The sequence below is a fragment of the Paenibacillus sp. JNUCC 34 genome (assembly GCF_058269055.1).
Genome location: NZ_CM177770.1, coordinates 3,254,028 through 3,268,351, shown reverse-complemented (window position 1 = coordinate 3,268,351; position 14,324 = coordinate 3,254,028). Strand labels below are relative to the sequence as shown.

15 protein-coding genes are annotated in these 14,324 nt (G+C 43.5%); 13 read left to right on the top strand and 2 right to left on the bottom strand.

Features of this window, described 5'->3' with window-relative positions; all coding sequences use genetic code 11:
• Nucleotides 1-63: 63 nt before the first annotated feature.
• Complete coding sequence (gene qoxA / locus AC2TF5_RS15280) at nt 64-1,002, bottom strand: cytochrome aa3 quinol oxidase subunit II (RefSeq protein WP_491297923.1); 939 nt, start codon at nt 1,000-1,002, stop codon at nt 64-66.
• 566 nt (nt 1,003-1,568) lie between these two features.
• Between qoxA and AC2TF5_RS15275 the strand changes: the two genes are divergently transcribed.
• The 7 genes from AC2TF5_RS15275 (at nt 1,569) to AC2TF5_RS15245 (ending at nt 7,120) form a co-directional block, all read left to right on the top strand.
• Nucleotides 1,569-1,961 carry a DUF2500 domain-containing protein gene (locus tag AC2TF5_RS15275; RefSeq protein ID WP_491297921.1) on the top strand — a complete coding sequence of 131 codons (393 nt, stop codon included), beginning with the start codon at nt 1,569-1,571 and terminating at the stop codon, nt 1,959-1,961.
• Nucleotides 1,962-1,995: 34 nt separating this feature from the next.
• Nucleotides 1,996-2,592 (top strand): AAA family ATPase, encoded by a 597-nt coding sequence (locus tag AC2TF5_RS15270; RefSeq protein ID WP_491297920.1) that lies wholly within the window; start codon nt 1,996-1,998, stop codon nt 2,590-2,592.
• A gap of 17 nt (nt 2,593-2,609) precedes the next feature.
• Nucleotides 2,610-3,179, top strand: a complete 570-nt coding sequence (locus AC2TF5_RS15265; protein ID WP_491297919.1) for a GNAT family N-acetyltransferase — start codon at nt 2,610-2,612, stop codon at nt 3,177-3,179.
• Nucleotides 3,180-3,649: 470 nt separating this feature from the next.
• Entirely contained in the window at nt 3,650-4,576 is a 927-nt protein-coding gene (locus AC2TF5_RS15260) for a metal ABC transporter solute-binding protein, Zn/Mn family (protein ID WP_491302904.1), read from the top strand.
• A 2-nt stretch (nt 4,577-4,578) separates the two neighbouring features.
• On the top strand, nt 4,579-5,307 hold the full coding sequence (locus tag AC2TF5_RS15255; RefSeq protein WP_491297918.1) for a metal ABC transporter ATP-binding protein: 729 nt from the start codon (nt 4,579-4,581) through the stop codon (nt 5,305-5,307).
• A gap of 3 nt (nt 5,308-5,310) precedes the next feature.
• On the top strand, nt 5,311-6,240 hold the full coding sequence (locus AC2TF5_RS15250) for a metal ABC transporter permease (RefSeq protein ID WP_491297917.1): 930 nt from the start codon (nt 5,311-5,313) through the stop codon (nt 6,238-6,240).
• Nucleotide 6,241: 1 nt separating this feature from the next.
• On the top strand, nt 6,242-7,120 hold the full coding sequence (locus AC2TF5_RS15245; RefSeq protein ID WP_491297916.1) for a metal ABC transporter permease: 879 nt from the start codon (nt 6,242-6,244) through the stop codon (nt 7,118-7,120).
• A 19-nt stretch (nt 7,121-7,139) separates the two neighbouring features.
• Here AC2TF5_RS15245 and AC2TF5_RS15240 read toward each other — a convergent pair whose 3' ends face one another.
• Nucleotides 7,140-7,550, bottom strand: coding sequence for a hypothetical protein (locus AC2TF5_RS15240; protein ID WP_491297915.1), 411 nt, complete (start codon nt 7,548-7,550; stop codon nt 7,140-7,142).
• A 258-nt stretch (nt 7,551-7,808) separates the two neighbouring features.
• On the opposite strand from AC2TF5_RS15240, the gene AC2TF5_RS15235 reads away from it, so the two are divergent.
• From AC2TF5_RS15235 to cls, 6 genes are all read left to right on the top strand, one after another.
• Nucleotides 7,809-8,309, top strand: coding sequence for a GNAT family N-acetyltransferase (locus tag AC2TF5_RS15235; RefSeq protein ID WP_491297914.1), 501 nt, complete (start codon nt 7,809-7,811; stop codon nt 8,307-8,309).
• On the top strand, nt 8,299-8,850 hold the full coding sequence (locus tag AC2TF5_RS15230; protein WP_491297913.1) for a GNAT family N-acetyltransferase: 552 nt from the start codon (nt 8,299-8,301) through the stop codon (nt 8,848-8,850). Before AC2TF5_RS15235 ends, AC2TF5_RS15230 begins: the two co-directional genes overlap by 11 nt.
• A gap of 29 nt (nt 8,851-8,879) precedes the next feature.
• Nucleotides 8,880-9,689: an alpha/beta hydrolase family protein gene (locus AC2TF5_RS15225; protein ID WP_491297912.1), complete on the top strand. Its 810-nt coding sequence runs from the start codon at nt 8,880-8,882 to the stop codon at nt 9,687-9,689.
• A 15-nt stretch (nt 9,690-9,704) separates the two neighbouring features.
• Complete coding sequence (locus AC2TF5_RS15220; protein WP_491297911.1) at nt 9,705-10,211, top strand: NUDIX hydrolase; 507 nt, start codon at nt 9,705-9,707, stop codon at nt 10,209-10,211.
• A 622-nt stretch (nt 10,212-10,833) separates the two neighbouring features.
• Entirely contained in the window at nt 10,834-12,603 is a 1,770-nt protein-coding gene (locus tag AC2TF5_RS15215; protein ID WP_491297910.1) for a DUF3658 domain-containing protein, read from the top strand.
• Between the two features lie 193 nt (nt 12,604-12,796).
• Complete coding sequence (gene cls / locus AC2TF5_RS15210; protein ID WP_491297908.1) at nt 12,797-14,245, top strand: cardiolipin synthase; 1,449 nt, start codon at nt 12,797-12,799, stop codon at nt 14,243-14,245.
• The last annotated feature ends 79 nt before the right edge of the window (nt 14,246-14,324 follow it).

Genomic DNA, 14,324 nt, shown 5'->3' with positions numbered 1-14,324 from the left:
TTAACTCCTTTCTGGATGTCCGAAGTTCATTTTGTCTTATGGAGGAGCAGGTCTTCCATAACATTAATGTCCTTCATGGTTTGTTGAGCTATGTTCGTCCGGGTTATCATTATGTTCACTGTCCGGATCGGAATGCTCTGTTCCGTTCTCCTGATGAGCTGCATTTCCGTGATGACCATGCTCTTCAGGTGGAGGGCTGAAAGTCAGGTGGTTATTTGAGAAGGACATTCTGCCGACGTGATCTGTTTCGAGCAGCTTGTTGAAATCGGCTTCGGTTAATTCAGGTGCAGTCGTCTTCACGTCGTTTACCCACTCATCAAACTCAGCAGAAGACATGGCCAGTGCTTCGAATTCCATGTGTGCGAATCCTTCGCCACTAAAGTTCGAGTTCTTACCCATGTAAGATCCAGGAACATCAGCAACCAGATTGAGTTTAGTTAACATGTCGCTCATGGCGTACTTTTGTCCTGCCAGCTGAGGAATCCATAAGCTGGTGATCGGCCCGAAGGAATAAATCCGGAACTCAATCGGACGATGTGTCGGAATGTTCACATAGTTAACGGTCTCAATGCCTTCCTCCGGATAACTAAAGTGCCATTTCCAGTCCGAGGAAGAGGCATAGATAACGAGAGGTTTCTGGTCCTCATAGCCCTCTGGAACGTTTTCAACGGCAACCGTGGTTTTCACAGTTACTACCGACAGAATGGCTACAATAATAATAGGAATAGTAATCCAAGTTATCTCTAACCACTTGCTGCCCTCTTCATGAGGAGGTGTATAACCTTCATTAGATTTCTTAGCCCGGTATTTCACCAGCATAAAGACAAACAAGGCGTAAACTACAGCCAAGACTCCGAGCATCATGAGGATAGAAAATATGATGGTCTCGGATAGGGTCCTTGCGGCTGGTCCCTTAGGATCTAGTACCGTAAGCGAGCTGCATCCCGATAAGAGCAAGGTTAAGCTCAGGAACAATGCAAATAACGGCCCTCTTTTTTTCATGTTGTACCCCTTTCCTTCCTAACTTCGTTCTTCAAGCGTTATTCATTCCTATTGCTATAGTAAGAAGTACGTCAGCGCTTTGCAAAATGAATTTACTTGCTTCGTTTACAAATAATGGATCAAAAATGACGAAGTGTGTAACATTGTGTGTTCAAATTGTTACAAACCGGATTGTATGTGAGGCAGATCACTGTAATACTGCGGTTTCCGGAGAGTTCATAGTTTGTTCAAACATTCGCGATAGTTACCAGTTCTGTCACAATTTCAGAGTGATAAAATCCTTTTAATCCTTGCAGGACAAGACATTTAGCGAGTTATGTAATTGGAGGAACCTCAGCCAAAGTTTGGTGAAGCGGAAAAGATGTAATTCGTTCTTCTATAAATATCTAGTTATTCTTATTCTATTAATAGATCAAAGTTGTAGACACTCGTCCTGTTTGGTTACTCTTTGTTCCTCTAACTAAGTGGTTGGAGGTATTTATTTACTGTTGTTTGTAACTATTCCGGGACTGATGACGTTATAAAAGTAATACCGATCGAAATTAATAAATGAAGGGAAGATCGAGATGGAGGCGTTGAGCAGCCCAGGATTCGGCGGAGCTCCAACATTTATTCCAATGTTTGTTGGCATTGTATTTGTGGTTGTTGTTGTCATTGTTCTTGCCAAAGGAGTTCAAGGCTTGTTCACTTGGTCATCTAACAATGCGGCTGAAATGTTGAACAAGCCAAGTGAGATCATCACTAAACGGACGGAAGTTTGGGGTGGATCTGGTAATTCAAGAGCATCGACAAGTTATTACATTACCTTTGAATTTGAAGATCATTCACGGCAGGAGTTTCAAGTGAAGGCCAAAAAATTCGGGATGCTTGTTGAGGGGGATATTGGTATACTTACCTATCAAGGTACCAGATTTATAGATTACTCTCGCTATGATGAACCTGCTAAGGCAATTGACTAACTAAACGATTAAAAATAAATATCGGAGTGAAATTATGATTATTTGGATCAACGGCGCTTTTGGATCGGGAAAAAGCCAGGCTTCTTACGAACTGAATCGAAGAATCCCCGACTCATTTTTGTACGATCCCGAGAATGCAGGTTATTTTATACGTAAAAATGTACCGGACGAATCTAAAGTAAGTGATTTTCAGCATTACCCTATGTGGAGAGAATTTAACTACTCTATGCTGCGCTATTTAGATGAGACGTCATCTCGAATCATTATCGTACCTATGACGATTACGGATACTCAATACTTTGATGAGATTGTCGCCCGGTTAAGGCGCGAAGGTGTGAATATACATCATTACACGCTTTGTGCTTCGAAGGAAGTCTTACTCAAGCGGCTTAGAAGTCGGGGGGATGGATCAGATAGCTGGCCAGCTCAGCAAATTGACCGTTGTATTCATGGCTTATCTCATGAAGTGTTTGGTCATCATTTGGACACCGATACGATGAGCATCGATGCTGTTGTGGAGCAGATTGCCTCTATGTCTGCTATCGATCTTCTTCCAGATCACCGAACGGATGCTAGAAAAAGATTGGACCGGATCCTGACGCAGATTAAACAGATTCGTTTATTCAATTGATGAGGGGGCATAGAATTATGAGCTTGATACTGCTTGAGTTTCCTGAAAGCTTTGAAACGGAACGACTGCTTATTCGCGCTCCGTTATGGGGTGATGGTGTGGCTGTTAACGAAGCAGTCAGGGAGAGTGCGGAGGATCTGCGTAGGTGGCTTCCTTTTGCGAATAACATTCCCTCAGTGGAAGAATCGGAAGCTTTTGTACGCAAAGCCAGATTGAATTTTCTGGAACGAACGGATCTGGTGATGCATCTTTTTGATAAGGAGACAGGGTCCTTCGTGGGCAGCAGTGGTTTACACCGAATCGATTGGGAAGCACGTAGGTTTGAGATCGGGTACTGGATCCGCAGCTCATGTTCTGGAAAAGGACTGATGACTGAAGCTGTGACCGCTATTACGGATTACGCCATCCGTGAACTTGAGGCTAATCGGGTTGAGATTCGAATCGATTACAAAAATACTCGCAGTCAACATGTGGCGGAGCGGGCTGGTTTTTCACTTGAAGGCATTAACCGGAATTGGAAGAGAGACGGCAACGGCGAGCTTATGGATCTTATGATATATGCTAAAGTGCGCGGACATGAGTACTAGAGCTTCCATAAATCAATTATTAATAGAAAAGCTCCTGTTCAATAATTATCAGGCCTGAAATATTCGGTCGAATAATTATTGAATGGGAGCTTTTTTGTGTTGCATTTCTGTTTAGAGTCATATTTTAAATTTTTTTCATGTAGTTAAAAATGTTTGCCTAATGAAAAAAACATGCTGCTGTATATGTGACTTTTTGTGCTGTTTAGGCTGATATTACGCATGTTATAAGGAGTTTCTTCTTTACTATCAGATCCTTGTGTAGGTCGGATTATGCAGATTTCTTAAAGATATGACCTCTTGACAAATAACTATTTTGAAATTACCTTGGAGTTAGAATATATTTTGCCTTAGGGAAAAATATTTGTTGTTGTCCATATTTGTTTTATGAGGGCACACTATACAAAACTTCCCATACATATTAGGAGGAGAAGAGGGTGAAGAACAAGATGTATCAAAAAACAGCAAAGTTCATGAGTATTATGGCATTAGGGTTTTCACTTGTGCTCGCAGGATGTTCTGCTCGTCAAGAGAAGGCTAATGGGCAATCAGTGGACGGGAAGATCCAGATTGTGACGACCATTGCACAAATTGCGGAGCCGATTTCGGTTATCGGCGGTGACAAAGTGAGTGTACAGAGTCTGATGGGTCCTGGCGTGGATCCGCATTTGTATAACGCAACACAAGGGGATATCCAGAAGCTCGAAGGCGGTGACGTCGTATTTTACTCCGGTCTGAATCTTGAAGGGAATATGTCGGAAATCTTCGAGCAGATCGGTAAGAGCAGACCTGTTCTTGCTATCGGTGAAGTCATACCGAAAGATCAGTTGCTGACGGATGATGCCAATGCCGTAGATCCGCACATTTGGTTTGATCTAGATTTGTGGAAGAAAGCTCTAGACTCTGCCGTTGAAGAGCTTAAGAAGTTTTCTCCGGATAACGCAGAATACTTTGAAAGTAATAAGGTTAAATATTTCGAAGAGCTTGACGCTCTGAGTAAAGAATCTAAGGATAAGCTGGCGAAGATCGAGAAAGACAAGCGTGTCATTGTCACTGCGCACGATGCTTTTGGTTATTTTGGAAGAATGCATGATATGAAAGTTGTTGGCCTTCAGGGACTGAGCACCGAAGATGAAATCGGGATTTCGGATATTGACGAGACCATTCAAATATTGCTCGAATACAGCATTCCAGCCGTATTTGTGGAAAGCAGCATTAATCCAAATTCGATTAAAGCGGTCATTGAAGGAGCGGCAAGCAAAGGACTGGAAGTTAAACTCGGCGGAGAACTGTTCTCGGATGCAATGGGTAAAGAGGGAACGCCAGAAGGCACTTATATCGGAATGTATCGCCATAATGTGGACACGATTTATAAAGCATTAACAGGAAAAGGTGAGTGATTATGTCTGTACTTAATGTTCAAGGATTAACGGCATCTTATCGTAAAAACAAAGTGCTGAACGATGTCACATTTGATGTTCAGCCTGGTTCGCTGACCAGTATCGTAGGGCCGAATGGTGCGGGGAAATCTACGCTTCTAAAGGTCATGCTTGAGCTTCATCCGAAACTTTCAGGCACCGTCAGCTTCTTCGGTTCTACACTCAGCAAGACAAAGACACGCGTTGGATATGTGCCGCAGCGCGGGTCAGTGGACTGGGATTTCCCGACCAATGCATTGGATGTTGTCATGATGGGACTGTATGGTCAGGTTGGATGGCTGAAATGGCCTAAGCGCAGTCACAAGGAAAAAGCCATGGCATCGCTTGAGCAAATGGGGATGGCAGACTACGCGGAGCGGCAGATCAGTCAGCTATCCGGGGGACAACAGCAGCGGGTGTTTCTGGCTCGTGCTTTGGTTCAGGAAGCGGATTTATATTTCATGGATGAACCGCTGGCTGGCGTAGATGCAGCAACAGAACGTGCCATCATGACGACACTAAAAGAGCTGAAAATGTCAGGCAAAACTGTGATGGTTGTCCATCACGATCTCCAAACCGTAGAGGACTATTTCGATCATGTGCTGCTTCTAAATCGAGGTGTCGTGGCCCATGGCAAGACGGAGGACGTCTTTACGAAGGATAATGTGTACAAAGCTTATGGCGGGGCATTGCGCTGGATGAAGGAGGCGTAAAGAATGGACACGCTTTTGTCACCGAATACACAATGGGTTCTCTTAAGTACATTGATTCTTGGGATGGCAGCTGGCGTAATTGGATGCCTAGCGTATTGGAAACGACAAAGCCTGATGAGTGATGCGTTATCTCATGCAGCTTTGCCTGGTGTCGTAATTGCCTTTGCACTATCCGGCACGAAAAGTCTGCCTATAATGATCACGGGAGCAGCCATAAGTGCCTTGATCGGTGCTTTCATGATCCAGTGGATTCGATCTTCATCCCGGATCAAGGAAGATACGGCTATGGGCATGATTCTGTCGGTATTTTTCGGCCTTGGAATCATGTTGCTGACCATCGTTAACCGTTCGGCCGGCGGTAACCAGAGTGGTCTGGACAGTTTTATTTTTGGCCAGGCGGCTTCTATGGTGCGTCAGGATGTCTATACGATGTTGATGCTTGCGGTGCTCGTCATGCTCGTTGTGTTCATCGCCTTCAAGGAATGGAAGCTGTTCTTGTTCGATCCTGATTTTGCCAAAGGATTAGGTTTGTCCGGCCGTCTTATGAACTCTGTTTACTTGGCCGTTCTTGTACTTGTAATCGTCATCGGCATTCAGGCAGTAGGCGTCATATTGATGTCGGCACTGCTAATCATTCCGGCTGTCAGCGCCCGCTACTGGACACACTCCTTTAAATGGATGGTTATCCTGTCGGCGATATTCGGCGGGGGAGCGGGAATGACGGGAACGATGATCAGCACGCTTGGCAAAGGATGGCCTACCGGTCCGTTCATCGTCGTCTCATCTTCTGTATTATTTGTTATATCGCTTGTGTTCGGCGCAGAGAAAGGTCTGCTGATTCAAGCCTTGCAGCTTCGCTCGCAGAAAAAGCAGCATGCTGGGCAAGCTCAAGTCTGGTCCAGACAGACCGTTTCAATTAAGGAGGCGGATTAAGATGAGTTATACAGCGTGGATATTACTTACCGCTTCTCTTGTCGGCTTATCATGCGGTATTATCGGCGTATTTCTTATTTTGCGCCGAATGGCAATGATGGCCGATGCAATCAGCCATACGGTTCTGCTCGGCATCGTTACCGCTTTTCTGATCACCCGGGAGCTTAGGGGAACACATATGCTGGTAGGAGCCATCATTGCCGGTTTGTTGACCGCCGTGCTTGTGCAGTGGTTTCACTCACGAGGTGTTCAGCAGGATGCCTCCATCGGAGTGGTGTTTACAACGATGTTTGCGGTTGGAGTCATTCTTATTGCCACCCAAGTTGGGAATGCCCACTTGGATGTGAAGCACGCATTGATGGGTGAGATCACCTTTGTGCCGTGGAACAAAATCCAGGTTCCTTGGCTTGGAGAAGTTCCAGAGGCGACATTTATTTTGTCTATCGTATTGCTGGTCGTTATCTTGGTCATTCTCGCATTTTATAAGGAATGGAAGATCACTTCATTTGACCCTGCACTAGCGGCAAGTATCGGCATACCCGTTGTTCTTATGCATTATGTGTTTATGTCACTTGTATCTGTGACAACCGTTGCTGCATTTGATGCGGTAGGCGCGATTATGGTCGTTGCCATGTTAATTACGCCAGCTGCCGCTGCCTACTTATGGACTGATCGTATGTCGATCATGTTAGTGCTGAGTGCTACATTCGGTGTTGTATCGGCGGTCGCTGGGTACTACATTGCGGTATGGCTAGACACCTCCATTTCCGGATCAATGGCATTTGCCACCGGAATTGTATTCCTGCTCAGTTTCCTTCTGTCACCTAAACACGGAATACTGTCCCGTTATTTAAGACCGTATACAGTGTCAGATGCATAGCTGAGTGGATCATTGAACCTTATGCTTGATACGAATAGATCGGTTCAAATGAATAAAAATTTCCCGAATGATGGAAGGGAACTTTCATCTTATGCTGCCAATCTTCTGTGATGAGAACTTGCTCACTACCGTTAACCAGAATATTCATTGTCATATCTTCAATTCTGGCGCTGTGCCAAATATGCCATATGATCGAATTGCTGGTGTCCGTCATACGCACAGGATAAGTTCGAAATGTTTCTTCTTTAATGTCTGTTAGTAGTTCATCCTCCAGACTTTGAATCTCTGATCCTGTCATCTTCGATGAATACAATAAAGCGTGCTGCTTTAAAAATAATTGTACTGCTTGTTGATGTTCAGCCGGTTTTGCAATGATACTCGTTAATTGCTTATGATTCGCATTCCAAGCTTTGCGTTGTTCTAAATTCATAGTATAGTTCCATCCCTTTCAAGATAATAAGTACTATTATTAGGAAGTGATTGTTGAGTTTTTGTTCATCCTCATGCCCATACATAAAACCGTAGAGCCTTAAGCTCTTCGGTTTTTTTGTGTGCTAAGCATTCGTGATTACAAATTATAACATTTAAAAGTTATTTTGATGATACAATAGAGAACAAATCCTGGGAATACAAAACGTTACAGGTATGATGCTCAGGTTACACTATTATAAGGAATGTGATGATCAAAATGGATTATGAATTATATCTTGCTACCAAAGAGGAAAAAGATATTTTTGCAAATTTAATGCAGTTTTACTTCTACGACTTTTCGGAATTTATCGATATTGATGTGGAAGGCGACGGGATGTTTGGTTACGATCCTTACTTGGATAGCTATTGGACGGAAACAGCCATTCGGTTTCCTTATCTCGTGAAGATAAACGGTAAATATGGCGGTTTTGCTCTTGTTAGACAAATTCAAACGGAGGAGAAGACGTATTTCTCCATGGCCGAGTTTTTCATCATGAAAAAATACCGCCGGTCTGGTGTTGGTAAACAAGTCGCCAAAGAGTTGTTTGATCTACATCTAGGAGCATGGGAAGTGTTCCAATTAGCAACGAATATACCTGCACAGCATTTCTGGACCAAAGTTATATCGGAATACACAAAAGGTGAATATAAAGAACACGATGATAACGGAAAGAAAACCCAAAAATTTGTATCGGGAGAGGTTGGGTATGTATATTGAAACAGAGCGGTTAATGATCCGTGATTTTACCAAGGAAGATTGGCAGGAAGTTCATACGTATGCCTCCAATTCGAAGGTTGTGGAGTATATGATCTGGGGTCCTAACACCGAGGAAGAGACACAGGAATATATCGACCGTGTGATAGCTATGCAGGAAGCTGTGCCGCGTGTAGGATATGAACTCGCCGTTTCTCTTAAGGAGAATGGAAAGATCATTGGCGGCTGCGGGTTACATATGGAAGGAAAGAATACGGAGATTGGCTATTGTTTTCATCCGGATTACTGGGGCAAAGGATACGCATCGGAAGCGGCTAAAGCCATGTTAACCTTAGGATTTCAAGAGTTGGGTGCTCATCGAATTTATGCAACCTGTCGACCGGAAAACATTGGATCAGCCGGTGTGATGATCCGAAACGGCATGATTAAGGAAGGGCATTTACGGGAGCATATGTATCACAAAGGGAAATATCATGACTCTTATTTGTATTCGATTTTAAAGGATGAGTTTGACCAGAGTCTTTTGGCGAGTGCTATTGATTGATATCAATATATTTGAAAGGTAAGATTGATATGAAACGAATAATAACTGAACAATACAATATTCAAAATATCCCTCTATTTACGGTATATCCTGAAGGGCTGAAGGCTATGCCTGTAGTCATCTATCTTCACGGTTATTATGGAAGCCGAAAGCAAGGTCTTGAGTTGGGTCACCGACTGGCAGAGCAAGGCATATACTTTATTTCTTTTGATGCAATGGATCATGGAGAACGACAGTCTATCCGGGCAATGGATGCGAGACAAGTCTATCCGCCGGATACCGGTCTGGATACGTGGCTGCATATGATTGAAGTGGTTCAACAAAGCTGCAAAGATATAAGCCTTATTATTGAGAATCTTTACAATGATCCAAGAGCAGATACCAAGCGAATCGGTGTGACCGGCATGTCCATGGGGGGATACGCGACATACTCCATTTTAGCGCAGGATGATCGTGTGAAAGCAGCCATCCCTATGATCGGATTACCTTCTTTTCTCAAACGCTTCGAAGATGTATGGCTTGAGACCTCAACCTATTCGAAATGGTCGGACGAATTGTGTAAAACGCATGAAGAAACCTTGAAAATTATGAGAAACATAGCGGAAATTGATCCGGAAAAACGAATTAAGAACTTTTATCCCAAGCCACTCCTTATACTTTCGGGAGATCTGGACTTGGATCAGCCTAAAAAATACACCATTGATCTATATAGGGAGTTAAAAAGCGTATATGCACGGAAGCCTGATCATTTAAAGTTATCCGTTCATGATGGTGTAGGACACTTTGTATCTGAGAGTATGATGGAAGAAGCATGCCAATGGTTTATCAAGTATTTGTAATTGGAGACTAAAACAATGGAAGATAAGCAGATCTTACTTAGCAAGAATGGCGTGACGATTTACGAGGATAGATATGGCAAGGTGTATTTCTCCAAACAAAATCCGGAATCCGTTGTTATTCTGGCCAGAGATAGCAACCAGTTCATCTTGATCCGTCAATTCCGAAAAGCGGTAGACTGCCATGTCGTACAGCTACCGGGCGGAGGTGTAGAATCAGGAGAAAATTTGGAAGCGGCTGCACGACGTGAATTTTTAGAAGAGACAGGAATGCAGTGCGGCACTATGATCTATCTTGGAAAGCTGTTTCCCGCTTCTTGGAGATGTAATGAGATTGCCCATGTTTATTATACCGAAGAAGTGATTAGTACCAAGGATCAGCAGCTTGAAGATTATGAGAATATCGCAGTTATACGCTTGGACGTTCAGGATTGTATCCGCCAGATTAAAGAGAACGAGATTCAAGATTCGGAGCTGATCTACGCGATATTGCAGTTGAAGTTACGAGGTTATTTGGAGGTTTAGTTTTTGGAATACTGTTTATAGCTTTCTCCAAGTCCACGGCCAGCCAAAAATAAGCAGTTAGAACACATGGGCCTTCCTCCTAGACTTAAGGGGAGAAGGCTTTTTTAATTTGGATAGTATTCATTACCATTTCCGGAGTTTGGAATTTGTTTCACTCTCAGTGGAATGTTTCTATGGATTATAGGGTTGACTCTATTCATACTGGGCGCCGTTGACTATGCCTATCGTCCACGTGATGTATAATAGGGCAAGATAGCAATCGATGAGAATGTACGTTCTCATACCGTGGAAATGTTGACTTCTCCGCACTTGAATGACTTCTATTTTATCAGATGGTCTATGCTGTTTACATCTACCTTTCTATTGATCATTTATCTTCTGAGCCAGCGAAAGCGGGGGACTGAGTAGTTGAAGCTGATCTCTATTGAATGTGATCAAGTAACTCTGACAACTATTGTTACTCCTGACCATGGTTCAGTGGTGTACTTTTAATGGGTAGAGAACAAGTGTTCGGTGACCGTAAAATGACCACCCGAGAAGAACGGGAAGTGACCGGCTATATGCCTCAGTACTTTATCAGTAATTTAATGAGTAAAAAATACATAGGAGGTGCTATATCGTTATGAACAATCAACACGATGAAGTACTGAAACAGGCAAGACTTTTTGTAAGAAAAGAACTGGAGCATGACAGCAGCGGCCACGATTGGTGGCATATCGTCCGTGTAACCCGGACCGCCAAAATGCTCGCTATGACAGAAGGCGCAGATGAATACATATGCGAGCTGTCTGCACTGCTGCACGATATTGCAGATGAGAAGCTGAACGAGTCAAAAGAAGCTGGAATGAATAAAGTGTTGAACTGGCTTAAGCAGGCCGGCGTTGCAACAGATATACAAACACATGTTCTAGATATTATCGCTACAATGTCGTTTGGTAACCATACAGGTGAGCCTCCTGCAACGCTGGAAGGCAGGATTGTCCAGGATGCGGACAGGCTGGATGCCTTGGGTGCTGTCGGTATAGCTCGCACTTTTGCCTACTCCGGCTGGAAAGGGCAGACCATTTATGATCCTGAGCTTAAACCCAGAGATAGCTTTACCCGGGAAGAATACCGCAGTGGTCGAAGTACGGCTATTAATCACTTCTATGAAAAACTGTTAAAGTTAAAATCAATGATGAACACCAATGCCGCTAGGGTGCTGGCTGAGGATCGGCATGAACGAATGAAACAGTTTTTGTGGGCGTTTGATTCGGAGTGGGGATTCGCGAATGAATCATACATAGAAGAGTCTCTGAAATTTCATGGTGAGGTTCGGCGGGTTCATATCGTCTTCGATGCATCCTCGCTAGGCTCCCTTCGAATGGCGCTTCGCGATCATCCGGGTGAGGTGCCTGTCATGCTGGAAGATAATCTGATGGTGGGACCTCTACCAGATGATCGTGATCCTCAAGGAGCTGCAGATCGAATGAGCTGGTTCCGCGAGAGGTTCTCTGGGACAGAAGAGCGTGACGAGTTAATAGATACCCATATGAAAGCAGCATTTGCCTGGAAGACGATGCCGGAACAGCTAGCCAAGTTTCCAATTGTCATTTGGGCAGGCGGCTCTGCTGCAGAGCAAACGGGTCTCAGAAGATTAATTGCTGCACTGCCTCGAGAGGCTCATGTTTCTGTTATTCATACAATCGACGCTTTAAGTTCCGAGACGGTTCAATATTCTCATACAGGTGAAATTGTACATAGTAAACTGGCGCTTCTTTACGGTAGTGAACAGACTCTTACTTTACAGTTCAAAGATGAACTGGCTCAAGATTGGTTTCGCTTGAGTGCCGAACAAGGTACGCTTCGGGTTCTTAAAGATAAGAAGCTGCAGACCGTACCGGAAAGTTATTTCGATCGCAATATTTTGGAGGCCGCACTGGAGTTAGGCGCATTGGATGGTACTTTCAAGAAATCAGCCCGTATTATCGGACAAATGATTGGGTATTCAGAGCAGCGAGTTTCGGATTCTTTCATCGAATATCGGGTGCGGGAGCTCATTCATGACGAATTGCTGGATTATGAGGGAGAGCTCACTGCCATGCGATATTACAGCATCTCACTGAACGAGAATGGAGTAAAAGCTGCAGGTGGTACATCTAACCCTCGGTCCGCACAATATGCTATCCTCAAGTCTGCTCTGGAAGGTCTGAGCGAAACCCATTTTGAAGAAAAAACCATGGTAGATGAACTTCAGAAGCTTGTACATGGTGAGTCTATTCTAAATGTGGAGGAAGATGAACTTCGGACTCAGCTTGCGGAGATCATTGAGAGCTGCCAGAATCATTTTGAGAAGCGGGCAGAGTTATTAAATGTTCTAGCCAATACTACCGAGCGATATAGAAGCAACTAGAATGTACGAAAGGTGATATTAGAGGTTTCCATAGAAAGTGGCAACTAACCCATACACAATGTCAATTAAATAAGATTGTGGCTATAATCTAGACAGCCATGCCATCATATTGGTATGCTTATGTTTTGATACCCTACATCCATTGGATATGGAGAAAGTTTAATACATAAAATATATTTGAAGGAAGATTGATATGAACATCACAACATGGCTGCCTGGGCTCATTATTTTTTTGAACATTGTACTTGCGTTCGTCGTAATTTTTCAGGAGAGAAGAGACGTCGGGGCAACGTGGGCATGGCTGCTGGTGCTGCTGTTAATTCCTATCGCCGGTTTTGTGCTGTATTTATTTTTTGCTCAGAACTTCAGACGCAAGAAGTTGTTTTATTGGGACGACATTAAAAAAAGAGGTTTGGATCGGGGCTTGAAATCCCAAGTGTCACAGTTTCGAACGGACCAGTTTCAGTTCCGGAATTACTCTTCAGCTCTTTATAAAGATTTAATCACCATGAACCTGCTTAATAATCAAGCTGTGCTCAGTGAAGATAATCAGGTGAAGATTTATACGGATGGTAAAGAGAAGTTTGCAGCTTTGTTTAGAGATATCGAGGAGGCTACAGATTTTATCCATGTTCAGTACTATATTATTCAGAAGGACAATCTGGGCAGACAACTGATCGAGTTGTTGACCAAGAAGGCCAAAGAAGGCGTTAAAGTCCGTGTACTGTATGATGAGCTTGGTTCCAGACGGATCAATAAAAAGTTTCTGAAAGATCTTCGTGATGCCGGCGGACAAGCTGAAGCATTCTTCCCGTCCAAATTTCGTCTTATCAATATTCGTCTGAATTATCGGAATCACCGCAAGCTGGTCATTATTGATGGTAAAATCGGTTACGTGGGCGGGTTTAACGTAGGTGATGAATATCTCGGACTTGATTCTAAATTCGGCTATTGGCGGGATACACATCTTAGAATTGAAGGAACAGCCGTGTATTCAATACAGACCAGGTTCATACTGGATTGGAATCAGGCTTCCAATATGCACGATATTACTTACTTCCCAAGTCTGTTTCCTCATATCCCGGCCAAAGGCGATGTGGGCATTCAGATTGTATCCAGCGGTCCCGAATCGGAGTACGAGCATATTAAGAACGGTTATTTAAAATTGATCACCTCGGCTCGTACGTCCATCTACATTCAAACGCCGTATTTTATTCCGGATGCAAGTGTCCTTGACGCCTTGAAAGTTGCTTCCTTGTCCGGGGTAGAAGTGAATATAATGATTCCGGATAAACCGGATCATATATTTGTGTATTGGGCTACACTTTCTTACATTGGAGAACTGCTAAAGGCTGGCACGAACGTCTATCTATACAGCAATGGATTTATCCATGCGAAAACATTGGTGGTCGACGAAGAAATCGCATCTGTGGGAACAGCCAATTTTGATTTTCGAAGCTTCAAACTTAATTTTGAGGTGAATGCTTTTGTATACGATGAAGGAATAGCCCAGCAGTTAAGTCATGAATTCAGGCAGGATATTTCCGTATCCACATTGCTAACGTTAGAGAACTATTTGGAACGCTCGCGATGGATTCGGATTAAAGAGTCTATATCGCGTCTGCTGTCACCTATTTTATAAGGAAGCACCACAGTATGATAATAACCAATAATCCCTTATTATTTGATAGCGCCCCTGCTAGGGGCGTTTTTCATTGGTT

Coding starts and splice junctions, on each gene's coding strand:
- AC2TF5_RS15240 (WP_491297915.1), bottom strand. CDS start 7,550: ATGAATTTAGAACAACGCAAAGCTTGGAATGCGAATCATAAGCAATTA.
- AC2TF5_RS15270 (WP_491297920.1), top strand. CDS start 1,996: ATGATTATTTGGATCAACGGCGCTTTTGGATCGGGAAAAAGCCAGGCT.
- AC2TF5_RS15250 (WP_491297917.1), top strand. CDS start 5,311: ATGGACACGCTTTTGTCACCGAATACACAATGGGTTCTCTTAAGTACA.
- AC2TF5_RS15230 (WP_491297913.1), top strand. CDS start 8,299: ATGTATATTGAAACAGAGCGGTTAATGATCCGTGATTTTACCAAGGAA.
- AC2TF5_RS15215 (WP_491297910.1), top strand. CDS start 10,834: ATGAACAATCAACACGATGAAGTACTGAAACAGGCAAGACTTTTTGTA.
- AC2TF5_RS15275 (WP_491297921.1), top strand. CDS start 1,569: ATGGAGGCGTTGAGCAGCCCAGGATTCGGCGGAGCTCCAACATTTATT.
- qoxA (WP_491297923.1), bottom strand. CDS start 1,002: ATGAAAAAAAGAGGGCCGTTATTTGCATTGTTCCTGAGCTTAACCTTG.
- AC2TF5_RS15255 (WP_491297918.1), top strand. CDS start 4,579: ATGTCTGTACTTAATGTTCAAGGATTAACGGCATCTTATCGTAAAAAC.
- AC2TF5_RS15265 (WP_491297919.1), top strand. CDS start 2,610: ATGAGCTTGATACTGCTTGAGTTTCCTGAAAGCTTTGAAACGGAACGA.
- AC2TF5_RS15245 (WP_491297916.1), top strand. CDS start 6,242: ATGAGTTATACAGCGTGGATATTACTTACCGCTTCTCTTGTCGGCTTA.
- cls (WP_491297908.1), top strand. CDS start 12,797: ATGAACATCACAACATGGCTGCCTGGGCTCATTATTTTTTTGAACATT.
- AC2TF5_RS15260 (WP_491302904.1), top strand. CDS start 3,650: ATGAGTATTATGGCATTAGGGTTTTCACTTGTGCTCGCAGGATGTTCT.
- AC2TF5_RS15220 (WP_491297911.1), top strand. CDS start 9,705: ATGGAAGATAAGCAGATCTTACTTAGCAAGAATGGCGTGACGATTTAC.
- AC2TF5_RS15225 (WP_491297912.1), top strand. CDS start 8,880: ATGAAACGAATAATAACTGAACAATACAATATTCAAAATATCCCTCTA.
- AC2TF5_RS15235 (WP_491297914.1), top strand. CDS start 7,809: ATGGATTATGAATTATATCTTGCTACCAAAGAGGAAAAAGATATTTTT.